Consider the following 16,450-nt stretch of genomic DNA (forward strand, 5'->3'; position numbering starts at 1 on the left):
ATAAGCGAACATTCCGTATATTGCAATAGAAGATGTTTAAAAAAAGGTGCAGTGGGTATCATGGAGAAAGGATTGTAACCGGAATAAAGAGATGGTATTTGATAATAGCTTTCTATATCACCAATAATGAAAAAGATGTCGAATGATATTTTCAGGGAATCAAGCTTTAACGTTTGACCTTAATTGACCATCCGTGTATCATTAGGAATACATACAGTTTAGATGTTTTTCATCTGACTGAAGAAACAAATACTTATGCTTTTCGAACAGATATTAAAAAGGAGGATTTTAAATGAATTTAATCCCTACAGTTATTGAGCAAACAAATAGAGGAGAACGTGCTTACGATATCTACTCTCGTTTATTAAAAGACCGTATTATTATGCTGGGCAGTGCTATCGATGATAACGTTGCTAACTCTATCGTATCACAGCTTTTATTCTTAGAAACAGAAAATCCTGAAAAAGATGTATCTATTTATATCAACAGCCCTGGTGGAAGCATCACTGCTGGTATGGCAATTTATGATACAATGCAGTATATTAAGCCGGATGTGCAAACAATTTGTATCGGTATGGCTGCTTCTATGGGTGCATTCTTACTTGCTGCTGGTGCAAAAGGTAAACGTTATGCATTGCCTAATAGTGAAGTGATGATTCACCAACCACTTGGCGGAGCACAAGGTCAAGCAACTGAAATTGAAATTGCTGCTAAACGTATCTTATTCCTACGTGATAAATTAAACGGTATTTTATCTGAGCGTACTGGTCAACCAATGGAGGTAATCGCAAGAGATACAGAACGTGATAACTTTATGACTGCGGAAAGAGCAAAAGAATATGGTTTAGTTGACCATGTTATCAGTCGTAATTCACTTGAAGACAAGAAAAATTAATATAAAAACTCTTAATAATTAAAAAAGGCTATTCCAAATTAGATTTCTATAGATGGATATCATCTATAAAATTTTCCTATTTGGAACAGCCTTTTTCATTAGGAGAGTATTATTAAGCAGCTTTACTTTAATAAACCTGTTAAATTTTGAAGCGCTTCCACTTCATCACTGCCATCAACTATTAATTTTATTGTTGCCCCTGAATGAATAGCTAGACCCATTATTCCCATAATACTCTTTGCATTCACTCTTCTTCCATCCTTTTCAATAAATACTTCAGATAAATAATTACTTGCCTCTTGGACAAATAAAGCTGCGGGTCGTGCTTGAAGTCCAGATTTTAAGTCCACTGTAATCTCTTGCTCTACCATCGAACATCCTCCCCTTCATCAATGTAGTAATATATCTATTATACAAGGAAAAGGAAAATTTTGCTCGATTCACCTCAAAGAATATTCAGTTTAGAACAATTTTTCTGATAATAATCTTCTAAATAAAAATGGATAATATATATCGTTTACTTGATATAATTATCCATTCTTATTAGTTGACTTTTTCTCCACGACGAAGAGCATCGGCAATTTCATCTATTTTTCTTAAACGGTGGTTGATGCCGGATTTACTGATGTTACCAGATGACACCATTTCTCCTAATTCTTTTAAGGTTACATCTTGATAGGCAACTCTAAGCTCTGCAATCTCTCTAAGTTTATCAGGTAGAATTTGTAATCCGACTGTTTTATCAATATAACGAATATTCTCAACTTGTCTTAATGCAGCACCGATTGTTTTGTTTAAGTTAGCCGTTTCGCAATTGACTAAACGGTTGACTGAATTTCTCATATCTCTAACAATTCGAATGTCTTCAAAACGAAGAAGTGCTCCGTGTGCACCGATAATATTAAGAAATTCAGTTATTTTTTCAGCTTCTTTTAAGTAAGCAATAAAACCTTTTTTTCTTTCTAATGTCTTACTTTTTAACCCAAATGTATTCATTAAATCACTGAGCGCTATAATATGTTCTTTATATAAAGAGGCAATTTCCAAATGATAAGAAGAAGTTTCCGGGTTATTAACCGAACCTCCTGCTAGAAAGGCTCCGCGTAAATAAGATCGTTTACAGCATTTTTTCTTAATAAGATCTGGAGAAATTTCATGTGTAAACACAAAACCTTCTTTAAGAATGCTCAGTTCCTCAAGCACTTCTTTTCCTTGATTAGAAATTCGCACAATATAGACATTGTTCTTTTTTAAACGCATTTTTTTGCGGACTAATAGTTCAACCGGGATATCAAAATACCTTTTTATTAGCGTATAAATTCTTCTTGCGATAGCTGCATTCTCTGTCTGGATATTTACAACTAGCCTCTGGTTAGAAAAGGAAAGTGTCCCATTCATTTGAATTAATGCTGATAATTCTGCTTTTCCACAACAATTTTTGGCTTCAATTGTTGTTAATTCTTTTTTAGTTTCTGAAGCAAAAGACATGTCCTTCCCCCCTTATAGACTCGGAGTATATTGTTCCAATACCTTGTCTAAAAAGTTACTCTTCTTTCAATCGATAATTGAATAGAGAATTTTCGCCACTTCTAGAGTATTATGGCGAATAACACCTTGATCAAGCTTAATGATATCACCAGCTATTACATCTAAATCCATCCGTTCCAGCCGATTAATATCAAAAACCACAGGCTTTGCTTTTTCTTCATCATATCTTTGTTGTATACTTGCAGGAATATTCGTTTTGTTCACGATTATTGTATCAATAAATGGCTTTTCTACATGTTCATATAGTGCCTTCACATGATCACTTGCCGTATAATCGGACGTTTCCCCTGCTTGTGTCATTATATTGCACACATAGACTTTTTTCGCTTTCGCTTCTCGGACTGCCGCTTTGATTTCTGGAACGACTAAGTTTGGTAAGATACTAGTATATAAGCTTCCAGGCCCCATCACAATTAAATCGGCTTGCTCGATAGCATGTATCGTTTCAGGAAGCGGCTCAGAATCTTCGGGGGTTAGGAAAACTTTTTTTATCTTTTTCCCAGCCTCTGGAATATTAGACTCCCCTATTACAATCGATCCATCTTCCATTACCGCATTTAAGATAACACTATGACTAGTCGCAGGTAATACTTTACCACGGACATTAAGTACTTTGCTCATTTCTTGAATCGCATAGGTAAAGTTACCAGTAATGGAAGTCATGGCCGCTAAGATTAAGTTACCTAATGAATGTCCATCTAAATCTTTGCTATTCGTGAAGCGATGTTGAAACATTTCCTCCACTAAGGGCTCGACATCCGATAACGCGGCTAACACATTACGAACGTCTCCAGGAGCAGGGATATCGAGATCCTCTCTTAATCTTCCAGAGCTTCCTCCATCATCGGCTACTGTTACGATTGCCGTTATGTCTACTGGATACTTTTTCAATCCACGCAGAAGCACAGAAAGGCCAGTTCCTCCCCCGATGATTACAATTCTTGGCTGTTCCTTTTCACTCATGCCTGTTGGTCCTTTCTCCTCTCCATATCACGGTGAGCAATAGCAATATTATATTCTTTTTCAAAATGATGGCCGATATACTCAGCTAATGCAACAGATCGATGCTGTCCCCCAGTACAGCCAATCGCAATAACTAGCTGCGATTTTCCTTCTCTCTTATATTGAGGCAGCATAAATGTTAATAAATCAATGACTTTTTCTAAAAATTGGCCTGTTTCCGTCCATTTCAATACATAACTGGATACCTCTACGTCTAATCCAGTTTTCGGTCTCATATGCTCAACGTAATGAGGGTTTGGTAAAAAACGCACATCAAATACTAAATCCGCATCAATAGGAAGTCCATGTTTAAATCCAAAACTCATCACATTTACAGTAAAGATAGATTGTTTATTAACAGAGAATTCTTTTAGAATCTTTTCACGAAGTTCTCTCGGTGAGCTTTGTGATGTATTATAAATAATTTGCGCTCTTCCTTTGAGCTCTTCTAACAATTCTCGTTCCAATTTAATTCCTTCTAAAGGAAGCCCAGCCGGTGCAAGGGGATGAACTCTTCTAGTCTCCTTATATCTTCTAACAAGGGCACTGTCATCAGCGTCTAGAAAAAGGATCTTGGGAACAACCCAGGAAGTTGCCAAATCATCTAGTGCAGTGAACAAATCATCAAAAAATTCTCTCCCCCGCAAATCCATCCCAAGAGCAACCTTATTCATCTTATTCTCCGACTCTTTCATAAGTTCGAGAAACTTAGGTAAAAGTGTAGGCGGTAAGTTGTCCACACAAAAAAAGCCTAAGTCTTCAAAGCTTTGAATAACAACTGTTTTTCCTGCTCCTGACATACCTGTGATGATTACGACTTGTGGTTCCATTTTAATTCCCCCTATAAATCTTTAGCTTGGATCTAATCGGTAACTAATTAATTCGAAATCTGGTGTATAAGTAAATGTTCCATAGATTATTCCATTTCCATGGATCATGTAATCTAAAATATGATAATCGCCCTCAGCCATTGGCAAATTTTTCACATCATCTAAATCGTGCCAGACAATTTTCCCTTCAGCTGATTCGTCTACATTGACACCATCTGCATTCGTAGAGAAAAAGGTGAACATCATCCACTCCGATATAATCTTATCTCCCTCTTTAATAATAAAGGTAAAAATTCCTTTGATGTTAGGATTTCGTAAATAAATACCTGTTTCTTCTCTATACTCACGAATACAGGAATCTCTAACAGATTCTCCCGGCTCCATTTTTCCGCCAGGCGCTACCCACCAGCCACGTCTTGGTTTTTGTAGCAATAAGACTTTATTATCTTTAAGTAACAAACAATTCGTCACACGTTGCAAAATTATTCACCCCAATTTTCTCTATATGTAGGCACTGCTTTTTATCCATTCCTTTTATTATACTATTATTGTCATGCCCCCACAATAAATTGCCTTTTCCAATTATGAAGGATTCTTTATTCCTGATAGAGAAATGATTATATATCTTTAGAAAAGGATGTGGATACTCTTGTATGTTAACCCTGTTAAAAAGGATTTAAAGGTAAGAAAATTAGAAGCACTCTTAAAACGCGGAGATAAACATTCGTCCATCAAAAAAGATGTATCGATTTATTTACGCGGCTATAAAGGAGAAAAGCAGCTAACCTATTATCTCGATTTTATCCCTGAGAAGGAATGCTTTATTATTCATAATCTTCGTTTATACGATGGAAAATCTTATTTTCAAATAGACTATCTCTTGTTGACACATTGCTTTTTTATTATCATTGATTGTAAAAACTATTTAGGCACATTACTATTTGATACAACTTTAAACCAATTTACCCGAATTCGAAATAATCAAGAAGAGGGCTACCTGGATCCCATCTCTCAAATGAAAAGATTAAAGCGCCAACTAGAATCGTTCTTACAAAAACGCCACTTTCCTATTCCTCCTATCAAGCCAATCGTTATTATATCCAAACCTTCTACTATCATAAAGGCAATCCCTCGATAAAAAATCATGTTCTCCACAGTCATAGTTTTCTTGAAAAATGGGATCAATTACAAAGGAAATATTCTCGATGACAAGAGCCTTCGCAAAATCTCCAAATTCCTGCAACAAGCATCACACTCCAGACCATACTAATTTATTGAAAAAATACAATTTAAGTAAAGAAGATATTATAACAGGCGTTCATTGCACGGCATTTGCAATGGTTAGAAAAAAGCGCAGCTGGTTTTGCCCATCCTGTTCGGCATTTGATAAAAAACCCCTTATTAAAGCAGTGAAAGATTATTTTCTTTTAATCAAACCTTCTATAACCAGTAAGGAATTTCGTGAATTCGTCCATATTTCTTCCAAAGATACCGCCAATCGACTTCTTGTCTCGATGAATTACCTTATACAGGTGAAAATCGAGGGAAAATTTATTACCCTACAAAAGATTTTTGGGAATGAATAGAAGTACTTACACTATATTCGCGTAATCACCTCTTAAATTCGCGAAAAGCGCAAAGTATTCGCGAAAACATTCCAGATATTCGCGAAAAATAACATTTATCAGCCAAATCCTACTAAATCGAGTAAAATCCATAAAAAAGGCATAGGCTCCATGTTTGAGCCTATGCTAAAAAATATATCTTAAAAGGGGGTCAATTTCTATTTCTATGATACCCTAACTATGTTTCACTACTGTTACATTCCAATTAAAACACAATGACACTTTCTTATGCTTGTTGTTTTAACTCTTCAGCTAGCTCTTCTACATAGTGTTGTGCACTTTGCGCGGCGATACTTCCGTCTCCTGTTGCTGTAACAATTTGACGAAGTGTTTTTTCACGAATATCACCAGCTGCAAAAATACCAGGCACCTTTGTTTCCATTTGGTCATTTGTTTCAATATAACCATTTTCATTGGTAATCCCTAAGCTTTCAAACGGTTTAGATAATGGAACCATGCCAATGTAAATAAAGACACCATCTGCCTCTAATTCTTGCTCGGACTGATCTACTGTCGAAACAAGTGTCACACTGCCCACTTTGCCCTCTTTTTCATTAATGGACTTAATGGTATGATTCCAGATAAAGTCTACTTTTTCATTATCAAACGCTCTTTTTTGCAAGATTTTTTGTGCTCTTAATTCGTCACGTCTGTGCACAATGGTAACTTGGGAAGCAAAACGAGTTAAGTATACCCCTTCTTCAACAGCTGAATCTCCGCCGCCAATAACGAATAATCGCTTATTCTTAAAGAATGCTCCATCACAAACAGCACAATAAGATACGCCGCGTCCACCTAATTCTTTTTCCCCAGGAACTCCAACTTTTTTATATTCTGCACCTGTTGAAATAATAATAGATCTTGCTTTAAATTCTTTTGATCCAGCTTTTACTGTTTTATATTCTTTTCCATCCACTATTTCCTTAATGTCACCATATGCGTATTCAGCACCGAATTTTTTCGCATGATTAAACATTTTATTGGATAAATCAGGGCCTAAGATACTTTCAAATCCAGGGAAATTTTCTACATCTTCTGTATTTGCCATTTGCCCGCCTGGTATTCCTCTTTCAATCATTAATGTAGAAAGATTAGCACGAGATGTATAAACCGCAGCTGTCATTCCAGCTGGACCTGCTCCAATTATAATAACATCATAAATTTTTTCTTCCGTCATTTTAAAAACTCCTTTTCCATTAACTACCTATTAGATGATAGAATCCACATTGTCCATTTATTATTATAAGTATGATTATCTATTACTATCCTATAAAACAATCCCCTATCCGTCCAAATATCTGCTCATAAATTATGATAATAAATTCTTTAATTTCTTTGCTTCATTTTCTAAAATCAGCCGACGTTCTCGTATTTCATTTTCCTCTTGCAGCAGCTTCTCTAATTGTCCCGTTAAAATTTGATGAACTTGGCCAATTAATTGCTTATCCCCATAATCCACTGCCTCTTTTAAAGAAGAGATTTTCTGAATATCTTTTAAGGAAAAACCATATTTTTTCAACTCATTTACCACTTGAAAGTCGAGGATTTCTTTATCACTATATTCCTTTTTATTATTTTGCCAATTTGGTTTTAATAAATTTAGCTCTTCATAATGCCGAACAGTATCTTTTGTTGTATTTAACAACGCTACAAATTCCCCAATTTTCATTTCTAATTCTCCTTTTTACTGGGACCTTTTCACTTAAGAAAGAACCGATTCAAATTACTTTTAAAACAGGGGAGATAAAATGTCACAAATTGGATAAATATTGTCTGATGTTGAAATGAAACACCGGTTTGGCATGTTCTTATTTGGTGTTACATCCCTATTCCATACATCCTTTCCTTTATCTGTATAAGCAATAATAAATGGGTTTTACTTATATGGAAAACTTCATATCATGCATCATATCGTTAGATTAATTATAACTCTTTTTATTATATATTTAATGTGTCATCTTTTTAAAGCTTATAAAAAAGAAGCAGTCCAACTCCTAACTGCTTCTTCCTACTATTTATTCAATAAATGCATAAAACATCAAAATAATGGAATCTTAGTTATAGATGGGCTGCATAAAATTCTTCATTGATTTTATATATTTTTGTAAAGTAGAGGTAGAAAGTCCATAATTATTGGCAATTTCTTGCTGAGTTTTCTTCTTCTCTCGAGATTGACTCCACAGATAATCAATAGCAGCTGCACTTGCAATACAATTTTTAAATAAAGCTCCTTCTGTTTGCATTTCCATGATAGCTGAAAACCATAATAAATATAAGCTAGTTTCTTCCGTACCAATTGGATGATAGTTGGTATAAATTTGTTCGGCTGTATGATGTGCAACATATAAAAATGGATCCTCTATTTCAGTGCCATTTTTCACAAAATCACGATATTTTTTTTCTATTTGTGTAAAAGCATTCTCTTGCTGAAAAACAGAAGAAGACAAAATCTTATCTTTTTGAGAAGATATAGAAGTTAAAAAAGTAGCAAACATTCGCTCCTCAGCATGGCTGCTTTCAAATCTTTTGAGAATGGAGCTTACATGCTCCTCAAATCCATTGATTGTATATTCCGAGTTATTCCAAGGCTCTTGCCCTTCTTTTTCTGGATCGATATCCATTACCTTTTTCCATGCTTTCTTTGCTGTTTGCTTATTTCCTGTGTAATAAGCTGCATAAGATAGCCAATAGTAAAAAGAACCATCTCCCTGAAATCCTTGTTTATAAATCTTCTTCAACCAAAAATAGGCTGTATCATATTCACCAATAAGTGCGAAAGTAGTTCCTAGTTTGAACTGATGGTCAATAGAAATAGGGTTGATTTTTCTTAAAATAGCAGCCATTTCTTTCACATGTCTATCGTTATTTTGATAATAAGCAAATACAAGTTTATTACATAAAGCATGTAAGTTTCCGATATTATTCGTTAAAACATGCTCCAAAATCTCACTTGCCTTTTCCGATTGTCCAAGATAGAAATGGGCTAACGCTAAATTATTATATGCTGACCAGTATTCCGGATAATCTTGAATAATCTTTGTTAAAGCTTCGACAGCTTGTGCAAAGTTACCAGATTCAAGCAAAGCCCTTGCCTGCTCCTGTCTTGTAATAAGATCTTCTTCCTCGTTAGCTTCCTCTTCCTCGAGCTCCTCTGATTCGAGAGATAACACTTCCATAAGATCTTCTGTATCCTCTACAAACTCCCCATCTTTATCCAAACTTAAATATAGTTTTGCATGATAATATGCATCTTTAAAAAATCCCAAATGGGCGTAATTATTAGCTAGGAAATAATAACACTCAACCATGTCCTCATCTAATTCTTCAATAATAACATGGAGAAGTTCATTCGATTTTTGATATTCTCCAATATCTGCATAAACGACCGCAAGCTGACATGCAATCATTGGTTCTCCCGGTTCTAACGCCAGTGCTCTTTGCAAATATTTAAGGGATTTATAATAATCTCTTTGATGATATGCCTTAATTCCTTTGTTAAAATAAAATTCGCCTGTAGGATTAAATGTAATAAGTTTACCCACTGGTTGTACTCTATCTGAGTTTTTATTCATAAATCCTCCAATATATATGTTCCCTTATCAAGCTGCATTATAAAGTTCCTATTAACTCAACAAGTATACCATACTAAATACAAATCCGAGAAGAGTCAATGCCTTTTCGGAAAAACTTTTAGAGGGGGAAATTTAACTTAAGGAGACATGTATGGATGGAGCAAAAAAAGAGAGCGGCTCTCTAGATGAACCATTCTCTAGTTTGCTTACTTCCCTGTCTTTTCTTCATGGCGCGCTTCCAGCACCTGCAAAATCTCAGAAAATGGCAGTTTTTGTTCTCTTAATAAGACAAATAAATGGTAAAGAAGGTCAGATGCTTCCCACTTCAATTCTTCTGCATCGCGATTTTTTGCAGCAATAATAACTTCGGCCGCTTCTTCGCCAACTTTCTTGAGAATTTTATCTACCCCCTTTTCAAATAGATACGTTGTATAGGTACCTTCTGGGCGCTTAATATCTCTTTCTTCAATAACTTTCTCTAAATTAGCAAGAATTTGATAGTCCGCTGAAATTACATCCCTTGCTTTGTTTTGATACATGCTGTCTACAAAACAGCTTGTTGTTCCATTATGGCAAGCGGGTCCATTCGGTTGAATTAGCACTACTAATGCATCTTGATCGCAGTCGTATTTTATTTCTACAATAGATTGTGTATTTCCACTTGTTCCTCCTTTATGCCATAATTCCTGTCTAGACCGGCTATAAAACCATGTTTCTCCGGTGCGTATGGATTTTTCTAATGATTCTTTATTCATATAAGCCAAGGTTAACACCTCTTTTGTCACAACATCCTGTACGACAGCAGGTATTAATCCTTTTTCATCAAATTTCAATTCATCTAATTTCATCGTACAAGCACTCCTTTTTCCTTTAAATAGCTCTTCACTTCCAAAACGGATGTTTCTTTATAATGGAAAATGGAAGCCGCAAGTGCAGCATCAGCTTTGCCCATTTTAAATGCCTCTTCAAAATGAGCGGCGTTGCCGGCTCCTCCAGAAGCGATAACTGGAACAGAAACAGCCTCACTTACCGATTTGGTTAATGCTAAGTTAAATCCATTCTTCTCCCCATCCGTATCCATGCTTGTTAACAATATTTCCCCTGCTCCCAAAGCCACAGCCTCTTTTGCCCATGTAATTACATCCTTATTTACTGGTTTCCTACCACCATGAGTATAGACACGCCATGTGGCAAGCTCAGAATCATATTTAGCATCAATGGCAACAACGATACATTGAGATCCAAAAAAATTAGCTCCCTCTTCAATCAAAGCAGGGTTTAACACTGCTGCTGTATTTAAAGATACTTTATCGGCACCAGCCCGCAGAATTTTCTTCATATCTTCTAGGGAGTTTATTCCTCCTCCAACAGTAAAAGGAATGGCAAGTTCTGATGCAACTTCTTTTACTACCTCCACCATCGTTTTTCTACCTTCATGTGATGCAGAAATGTCGAGAAATACAAGCTCATCTGCTCCTTGTTCATCATAGAAACGCGCTAATTCAACGGGATCCCCCGCATCTCTTAATTGAACAAATTGAATTCCTTTGACCACACGTCCCTCTTTTACATCTAAACATGGAATAATTCGCTTTGTTAACATTAATAAACTCCTCTCACCATATCCAGTTACTTCCCATTCAATTGTTCTAACGCTTCTCGGAGCGTGAATCTTTTTTCATATAATGCTTTACCAATAATCGCACCTCTAGAGTCGCTTTTCTTTAGTTGATTCAAATCTTTTATACTGCTGATTCCGCCAGATGCGATCACTTCTTTTTTCGTTATCAGAGCCATTTCCTCAATCGCTTTAACATTGGGTCCACTTAGCATTCCATCTGTTGCAATATCCGTAAAAATAAAAGTTTCCGCCCCAGCATCTGCAAAGCGTTTTCCAAGTTCTACTGCTTTTACTTCTGAAGTAGACAGCCAACCATGTGTCGCAACAAATCCATTTTTTGCATCGATACCTATCACTATTCCCTTTCCATATTTGCGGATCATCTCCATCGCAAAGTCTGGCTGTGAAACAGCGATACTGCCAATTATTACTCTTGTTATCCCATTCTCAAGGTAATGGACAATATCTTCTTCTTTTCTAATACCGCCACCAATTTGCACTTTTACTCCTAATTTTGTTGCTGTATCAATGACAAATTGATCATTTACTTTCTTGCCATCCTTCGCACCATCTAGATCAACCATATGAATCCACTTCGCACCGTGGTCTACAAAGCTTTTTGCCATATCAAATGGTGAATCTCCATAAATTGTTTCTTTTTCATAATTCCCTTGCTGTAAACGAACGCATTTTCCGCCTCGCATATCAATGGCCGGATATAAAGTGAAGGTCATATTGTTCATCCTTTCTGTATTAAATTCGCAAAGTTGCTTAATAATTGCATCCCCAATTTGCTACTTTTCTCCGGATGAAACTGCATGCCAAACACATTGTTTCTTCCTACTACTGCTGGAACCTCTTTATCATAGGAACAGCTTGCTATAATAACACCCTCGTTAGTATCTGCATAATACGAGTGCACAAAATAAACGAAATCATCTTCCAAATCAGATGTGACCAAAGACTCTCTTTTAAAATGCAACTTATTCCAGCCCATATGAGGAACCTTATAGGCCGCACCACTTTCTGTAATGCCAGGAAAACGAACCACTTTTCCAGGTAGTAAATTTAACCCTTCACTGTATCCATGCTCCTCACTTGATTCGAACAATAACTGCATCCCTAAGCAAATGCCTAACAAAGGCCTCCCACTATCAACAAATACAGAAATCATTTCAGATAGGCCCGTCTTCTTTAATTTTTCCATTGCATCTTTAAACGCTCCGACACCTGGAAGAATCAATGCATCTGCCTGAAGTAATTTATCTTTATCCTCTGAAATAAAATAGGGAGCACCTAATCTTTCTAATGCTTTACTTACGCTGAACAAATTCCCCATTCCATAGTCAATAATTCCGATCATTTACAGCATTCCTTTCGTGGAAGGAATTCCTTTAATTCTTGGGTCAATCGTCGTGGCTTCATCTAATGCACGAGCCATCGCTTTAAAGATCGCTTCGATCATATGATGGGTATTTTTCCCATAGTGCAAAATAACGTGCAGATTCATTCTAGCTTCTAACGCTAGTTTCCAGAGAAATTCATGTACCAGTTCTGTATCAAAGGTTCCTACCTTATCATTTGGAAACTCTGCTCGGAATTCTAGATGAGGTCTGTTGCTTAAATCGATAACCACTTGTGCCAATGTTTCATCCATTGGTACAAAGCTATTCCCATAGCGCTTAATCCCTCTTTTATCTCCGAGCGCCTCTTTTATGGCCAATCCTAAACATATCCCAATATCCTCTGTTGTATGGTGATCATCTACCTCAATATCTCCATTCGCTTGAACTGTTAAATTAAATTGACCATGTTTGGTAAATAAGTCGAGCATATGATTCATAAATGGTACACCTGTGTCTAGTTCAGAAACTCCTTCTCCGTCTACATTAAAAGATAACTGAATGTTCGTTTCACCTGTTTTTCTACTAATTGCAGCTGTCCTTGCCATTTTCCTTCCTCCTTTTATTATTCCAGGTCGTCATATCGCGCTTCTATGGCTCTTGCATGAGCCTCCAATCCCTCTAAGCGGGCAAACTTGGCTATTTTATGAGCGTTTTCTTTAAATGCTGCTTCACTGTAATGTGTGATACTAGATTTTTTTTGGAAATCATCCACGTTTAGTGGGTTGGAGAACCTTGCTGTTCCATTTGTAGGTAATACGTGGTTTGTTCCAGCAAAATAATCCCCGACTGGCTCTGAGCTATATCTTCCTATAAAAATAGATCCTGCATGACGGATATGGTCGAGGAGAACGTATGGATTTTTTGTTATGATTTCTAAATGTTCTGGCGCAATAGTATTGATGACAGCGACAGCCTTATCTAACGTTTCTACAACCACGATTAATCCATATTGATCAATTGATTTTTCCGCTATTTCCTTACGTGGCAAATCATTTAACTGCTGCTTCACTTCTCGAGAGACTTCCTCAGCCAATAAAATGGAAGTAGTAACGAGAACAGAGGAAGCTCTTTCGTCATGCTCTGCCTGTGATAATAAGTCTGCAGCAATTTCTTTTGCACTTGCTGTTTCATCAGCTATGATGGCAATTTCACTTGGTCCTGCAATCATATCAATAGCAACATCGCCAAAAACTTCTCTTTTGGCAAGGGCAACAAAGATATTTCCAGGACCGACAATCTTATCAACTTTCTCAATTGATTCCGTCCCGTACGCTAATGCGGCAATAGCCTGAGCGCCCCCCACTTTGTAAATCTCCTTTACCCCAGCAATATCAGCTGCTACTAAAACAGCACTCGGGAGAATTCCATTTTCATTCGGCGGCGAGACCATAACTATCCGCTGAACTCCTGCAACTAATGCTGGAATGACATTCATTAATACAGACGAAGGATAAGCTGCTGTTCCCCCTGGAACATAAACACCAACGGAATCTAATGGGAGAATCCGTTGACCAAGAACAGAGCCATTTTCTTGGGTAAAATCCCATGAGGTTTTCAATTGCTTTTGATGGTATTCTTTAATATTTGCGGCCGCCTCTTTTATAATCGAAACCATTTCCTTGTCTACATAATTGTAAGCAGCTGCTAGCTCTTCTTTCTTCACCCGAAGACTTGTCAATTCAGCTCCATCCCATTTTTTTGTATATTCGATTAAAGCTTGGTCACCACTTCTTTTTACCTGTCCCATAATCTCCCGAACCGCTTTTCGCTGTTCTTCCGTACCTGCATCAACAGAGCGTTTTAAACTAATATTCTCTATATCTGTCACAATTCGCATCTAGAATACTCCTTATTCGTTATTTCACACTTAATTTCGACTTTACTACCGGCTGAAGCCTCACTACTAATTCACTAATTCGTCTATCCTTCAATCGGTAGCTTGCAGGATTGACAATTAATCTTGAAGTAATGTCTACGATTCTTTCATATTCAATTAGGCCATTCTCAGCAAGTGTCTTTCCTGTCGAAACAATATCGACAATTCGATCTGTTAAGCCGATAATTGGTGCAAGCTCAATGGAACCATTCAGCTTAATAATTTCTACTTGAGACCCTTGTTCACGAAAATAGGCTGCCGCTACATTAGGATATTTTGTTGCAATTCTAGGAGCAATTTCATTCAGTTCTGTATGAGGAAGCCCTGCTACTGCTAAATAACAGGCACTAATATGTAAATCTAGCAATTCATATACATCTCTTTCTTCCTCTAGCATGACATCCTTTCCTGCAATCCCCAAATCGGCAACGCCATGCTCGACATAGGTAGGAACATCCATAGGCTTAGCCAAGATAAAGCGGAAGTTTTCTTCTTCAACCTCTATAATTAATTTCCGGGAGTCATCAAATTCTGCTGGTAAACGAAAGCCTGCATCTCTTAATAAATCGGCTGCCTCTTCGAAAATTCTTCCCTTTGGCATTGCGATAGTTAGCATGTCATTCATTTGGCCACCTCCGCTCCTTTTTTTCCAACCAATAGTATGATTTCACTATACTGCTTTGTACAAGCATCTACATCTTTCACCCCATTAATATCTTGCGTAATTACATGGATGCCAGCTTGCCTTTTTTCTTGAGCTAATAGAAATGCTTCTTTTCTTCGTTCACTACTAAATAAAATACATTCGATCATGGTTGTTTTTGCGACCGTGCCTAATGCTTCCAATAGTCGATCCACTCGAATAGCAAAACCAGTTGCTCCAGTGTTTTTTCCGAATTTCTCTAATAGCAAATCATATCTGCCCCCACTACCAATGGGAAAGCCTACCCCTTCTGCATATACCTCATATACAATGCCAGTATAGTAGCTCATATGACTAACAAGTGATAAATCAAATGTCACTCTGTCTGCCACTTCGTAATCTACAAGGATATCTCTTAGCTGTTTTAAATCATCGATTGCTTTCTTTCCTTGATCTCCTTCCATTAGCTGATAGGCAAGGTCAATCACTTCTTCTTTTCCTCTTAGTGTTAGGAAATCATTTAAGCGCTGTTTATCAATACTTGATAAAGCAAGTTGTTCTACATGCTGACGATAGCCGACATAATTTTTCTCATATAAATATTTGGTTAAACTGTCCACTCTATCTTTTGTTCCAAGAATTTGTTGAAAAAATGATTGGACAAAGCCAATATGCCCTACCGACACTTGATAGTTTTTCACACCTGCTTGTTGAAGGGAGGAAATAAGTAGAGAAATTCCTTCTCCATCTGCACTAATGGTTTTATCGCCAATATATTCAACACCTATTTGTTCAAACTCCGCCGGTCTGCCGCCTTCTCGCTGCTGCGCTCGAAACACGGACGCATTATAGGCAAGACGTAATGGCAAATCTTCTGATAGAAGCTTAGATGCCGCTACTCTCGCTATTGGCGCAGTCATATCTGGGCGAAGAACTAGTGTATGTCCCTGCTGATCCAATAATTTAAAAAGCTGCTGGTCTAAAATAGCGGACGCTGTGCCGACTGTTTCATAGTATTCTAATGTCGGAGTTTCAATAAATTGATAACCCCATTTTTTTATTTCTGTATCTATTTTTTGTTTAACTTTATATTTTCTTTCGTAAATCGCTGGTAATGTATCTCTCATGCCTAATGGCTTTTCAAACATAAATAAGCTGCTCATCATAACACCTCATGTTTTAAAATTCCGAATGCTTTAGTTCGCTAATATACTACCAAATTAAAGAGTTGTTTTTAGTGTACTCTTCGTCTGAACTGAGGTCAAGAGAAAAGTTTCATTTATTAGATCTTTCTAAAAAATCCAACGAAACTTATAAACAAAGTCTTTCGGTATATTCAATTTATCGTTATATTTCACTGTTTTTTATTAATTCTGACATTTTCAAAAAAACCTATCTATTCCTTACTTCTAGAAACTTATTCTTGAAATAA

19 protein-coding genes are annotated in these 16,450 nt (G+C 36.7%); 3 read left to right on the forward strand and 16 right to left on the reverse strand.

Features of this window, described 5'->3' with window-relative positions; genetic code table 11:
* Window positions 1–292 precede the first annotated feature (292 nt).
* On the forward strand, window positions 293–895 hold the full coding sequence (gene clpP / locus NST77_RS15390; protein WP_047943782.1) for an ATP-dependent Clp endopeptidase proteolytic subunit ClpP: 603 nt from the start codon (window positions 293–295) through the stop codon (window positions 893–895).
* A 122-nt stretch (window positions 896–1,017) separates the two neighbouring features.
* On the opposite strand, the gene NST77_RS15395 is transcribed toward clpP, so the two are convergent.
* The 5 genes from NST77_RS15395 to NST77_RS15415 form a co-directional block, all read right to left on the reverse strand.
* On the reverse strand, window positions 1,018–1,266 hold the full coding sequence (locus NST77_RS15395) for an HPr family phosphocarrier protein (RefSeq protein WP_095330373.1): 249 nt from the start codon (window positions 1,264–1,266) through the stop codon (window positions 1,018–1,020).
* A gap of 172 nt (window positions 1,267–1,438) precedes the next feature.
* Entirely contained in the window at window positions 1,439–2,383 is a 945-nt protein-coding gene (gene whiA / locus NST77_RS15400) for a DNA-binding protein WhiA (protein ID WP_047943780.1), read from the reverse strand.
* Window positions 2,384–2,449: 66 nt separating this feature from the next.
* A complete protein-coding gene (locus tag NST77_RS15405; RefSeq protein WP_095330372.1) occupies window positions 2,450–3,406 on the reverse strand; it encodes a gluconeogenesis factor YvcK family protein in 957 nt (318 codons plus the stop codon).
* On the reverse strand, window positions 3,403–4,275 hold the full coding sequence (rapZ, locus tag NST77_RS15410; RefSeq protein WP_047943778.1) for an RNase adapter RapZ: 873 nt from the start codon (window positions 4,273–4,275) through the stop codon (window positions 3,403–3,405). Before rapZ ends, NST77_RS15405 begins: the two co-directional genes overlap by 4 nt.
* A 21-nt stretch (window positions 4,276–4,296) precedes the next feature.
* Window positions 4,297–4,755, reverse strand: coding sequence for an NUDIX hydrolase (locus tag NST77_RS15415; RefSeq protein WP_047943777.1), 459 nt, complete (start codon window positions 4,753–4,755; stop codon window positions 4,297–4,299).
* A 157-nt stretch (window positions 4,756–4,912) separates the two neighbouring features.
* On the opposite strand from NST77_RS15415, the gene NST77_RS15420 reads away from it, so the two are divergent.
* On the forward strand, window positions 4,913–5,413 hold the full coding sequence (locus NST77_RS15420) for a nuclease-related domain-containing protein (protein ID WP_341123168.1): 501 nt from the start codon (window positions 4,913–4,915) through the stop codon (window positions 5,411–5,413).
* Window positions 5,414–5,480: 67 nt separating this feature from the next.
* The gene (locus tag NST77_RS15425; RefSeq protein WP_303985359.1) at window positions 5,481–5,861 is read left to right on the forward strand and encodes a hypothetical protein; all 381 of its coding nucleotides are present in this window, start codon (window positions 5,481–5,483) and stop codon (window positions 5,859–5,861) included.
* Window positions 5,862–6,126: 265 nt separating this feature from the next.
* Here NST77_RS15425 and trxB read toward each other — a convergent pair whose 3' ends face one another.
* The 11 genes from trxB to NST77_RS15480 all read right to left on the reverse strand — a co-directional run bounded on the left by trxB (window position 6,127) and on the right by NST77_RS15480 (window position 16,181).
* Complete coding sequence (trxB, locus tag NST77_RS15430) at window positions 6,127–7,077, reverse strand: thioredoxin-disulfide reductase (protein WP_163187462.1); 951 nt, start codon at window positions 7,075–7,077, stop codon at window positions 6,127–6,129.
* Between the two features lie 132 nt (window positions 7,078–7,209).
* Complete coding sequence (locus NST77_RS15435; protein WP_163187460.1) at window positions 7,210–7,569, reverse strand: MerR family transcriptional regulator; 360 nt, start codon at window positions 7,567–7,569, stop codon at window positions 7,210–7,212.
* A gap of 385 nt (window positions 7,570–7,954) precedes the next feature.
* Entirely contained in the window at window positions 7,955–9,472 is a 1,518-nt protein-coding gene (locus NST77_RS15440) for a tetratricopeptide repeat protein (RefSeq protein WP_163187458.1), read from the reverse strand.
* 206 nt (window positions 9,473–9,678) lie between these two features.
* A complete protein-coding gene (hisIE, locus tag NST77_RS15445; protein ID WP_095330366.1) occupies window positions 9,679–10,320 on the reverse strand; it encodes a bifunctional phosphoribosyl-AMP cyclohydrolase/phosphoribosyl-ATP diphosphatase HisIE in 642 nt (213 codons plus the stop codon).
* Window positions 10,317–11,075: an imidazole glycerol phosphate synthase subunit HisF gene (hisF, locus tag NST77_RS15450; protein ID WP_095330365.1), complete on the reverse strand. Its 759-nt coding sequence runs from the start codon at window positions 11,073–11,075 to the stop codon at window positions 10,317–10,319. The genes hisIE and hisF overlap by 4 nt, the downstream gene beginning before the upstream one ends.
* Window positions 11,076–11,101: 26 nt before the next feature.
* A complete protein-coding gene (hisA, locus tag NST77_RS15455) occupies window positions 11,102–11,827 on the reverse strand; it encodes a 1-(5-phosphoribosyl)-5-[(5-phosphoribosylamino)methylideneamino]imidazole-4-carboxamide isomerase (protein ID WP_095330364.1) in 726 nt (241 codons plus the stop codon).
* 5 nt (window positions 11,828–11,832) lie between these two features.
* Window positions 11,833–12,456 carry an imidazole glycerol phosphate synthase subunit HisH gene (gene hisH / locus NST77_RS15460; RefSeq protein ID WP_095330363.1) on the reverse strand — a complete coding sequence of 208 codons (624 nt, stop codon included), beginning with the start codon at window positions 12,454–12,456 and terminating at the stop codon, window positions 11,833–11,835.
* Entirely contained in the window at window positions 12,457–13,044 is a 588-nt protein-coding gene (gene hisB / locus NST77_RS15465) for an imidazoleglycerol-phosphate dehydratase HisB (protein WP_095330362.1), read from the reverse strand.
* 17 nt (window positions 13,045–13,061) lie between these two features.
* The gene (gene hisD / locus NST77_RS15470; protein ID WP_095330361.1) at window positions 13,062–14,336 is read right to left on the reverse strand and encodes a histidinol dehydrogenase; all 1,275 of its coding nucleotides are present in this window, start codon (window positions 14,334–14,336) and stop codon (window positions 13,062–13,064) included.
* Window positions 14,337–14,355: 19 nt separating this feature from the next.
* A complete protein-coding gene (hisG, locus tag NST77_RS15475; protein WP_123258201.1) occupies window positions 14,356–15,000 on the reverse strand; it encodes an ATP phosphoribosyltransferase in 645 nt (214 codons plus the stop codon).
* Window positions 14,997–16,181, reverse strand: coding sequence for an ATP phosphoribosyltransferase regulatory subunit (locus NST77_RS15480; RefSeq protein WP_163187456.1), 1,185 nt, complete (start codon window positions 16,179–16,181; stop codon window positions 14,997–14,999). The genes hisG and NST77_RS15480 overlap by 4 nt, the downstream gene beginning before the upstream one ends.
* Between the last annotated feature and the right edge of the window lie 269 nt (window positions 16,182–16,450).

It is taken from the genome of Niallia sp. FSL W8-0177 (assembly GCF_038006285.1).
In the GTDB taxonomy this organism is placed as follows: Bacteria; Bacillota; Bacilli; order Bacillales; family Cytobacillaceae; genus Niallia; species Niallia circulans_A.

What these genes read in the sequence shown, in the direction of transcription:
- NST77_RS15420 (WP_341123168.1), top strand. Translation starts at nt 4,913, where the DNA reads ATGTGGATACTCTTGTATGTTAACCCTGTTAAAAAGGATTTAAAGGTA.
- NST77_RS15405 (WP_095330372.1), bottom strand. Translation starts at nt 3,406, where the DNA reads ATGAGTGAAAAGGAACAGCCAAGAATTGTAATCATCGGGGGAGGAACT.
- NST77_RS15480 (WP_163187456.1), bottom strand. Translation starts at nt 16,181, where the DNA reads ATGAGCAGCTTATTTATGTTTGAAAAGCCATTAGGCATGAGAGATACA.
- hisH (WP_095330363.1), bottom strand. Translation starts at nt 12,456, where the DNA reads ATGATCGGAATTATTGACTATGGAATGGGGAATTTGTTCAGCGTAAGT.
- hisIE (WP_095330366.1), bottom strand. Translation starts at nt 10,320, where the DNA reads ATGAAATTAGATGAATTGAAATTTGATGAAAAAGGATTAATACCTGCT.
- NST77_RS15425 (WP_303985359.1), top strand. Translation starts at nt 5,481, where the DNA reads ATGACAAGAGCCTTCGCAAAATCTCCAAATTCCTGCAACAAGCATCAC.
- clpP (WP_047943782.1), top strand. Translation starts at nt 293, where the DNA reads ATGAATTTAATCCCTACAGTTATTGAGCAAACAAATAGAGGAGAACGT.
- trxB (WP_163187462.1), bottom strand. Translation starts at nt 7,077, where the DNA reads ATGACGGAAGAAAAAATTTATGATGTTATTATAATTGGAGCAGGTCCA.
- hisA (WP_095330364.1), bottom strand. Translation starts at nt 11,827, where the DNA reads ATGACCTTCACTTTATATCCGGCCATTGATATGCGAGGCGGAAAATGC.
- hisB (WP_095330362.1), bottom strand. Translation starts at nt 13,044, where the DNA reads ATGGCAAGGACAGCTGCAATTAGTAGAAAAACAGGTGAAACGAACATT.
- hisG (WP_123258201.1), bottom strand. Translation starts at nt 15,000, where the DNA reads ATGAATGACATGCTAACTATCGCAATGCCAAAGGGAAGAATTTTCGAA.
- rapZ (WP_047943778.1), bottom strand. Translation starts at nt 4,275, where the DNA reads ATGGAACCACAAGTCGTAATCATCACAGGTATGTCAGGAGCAGGAAAA.
- NST77_RS15395 (WP_095330373.1), bottom strand. Translation starts at nt 1,266, where the DNA reads ATGGTAGAGCAAGAGATTACAGTGGACTTAAAATCTGGACTTCAAGCA.
- NST77_RS15435 (WP_163187460.1), bottom strand. Translation starts at nt 7,569, where the DNA reads ATGAAAATTGGGGAATTTGTAGCGTTGTTAAATACAACAAAAGATACT.
- NST77_RS15440 (WP_163187458.1), bottom strand. Translation starts at nt 9,472, where the DNA reads ATGAATAAAAACTCAGATAGAGTACAACCAGTGGGTAAACTTATTACA.
- whiA (WP_047943780.1), bottom strand. Translation starts at nt 2,383, where the DNA reads ATGTCTTTTGCTTCAGAAACTAAAAAAGAATTAACAACAATTGAAGCC.
- hisF (WP_095330365.1), bottom strand. Translation starts at nt 11,075, where the DNA reads ATGTTAACAAAGCGAATTATTCCATGTTTAGATGTAAAAGAGGGACGT.
- hisD (WP_095330361.1), bottom strand. Translation starts at nt 14,336, where the DNA reads ATGCGAATTGTGACAGATATAGAGAATATTAGTTTAAAACGCTCTGTT.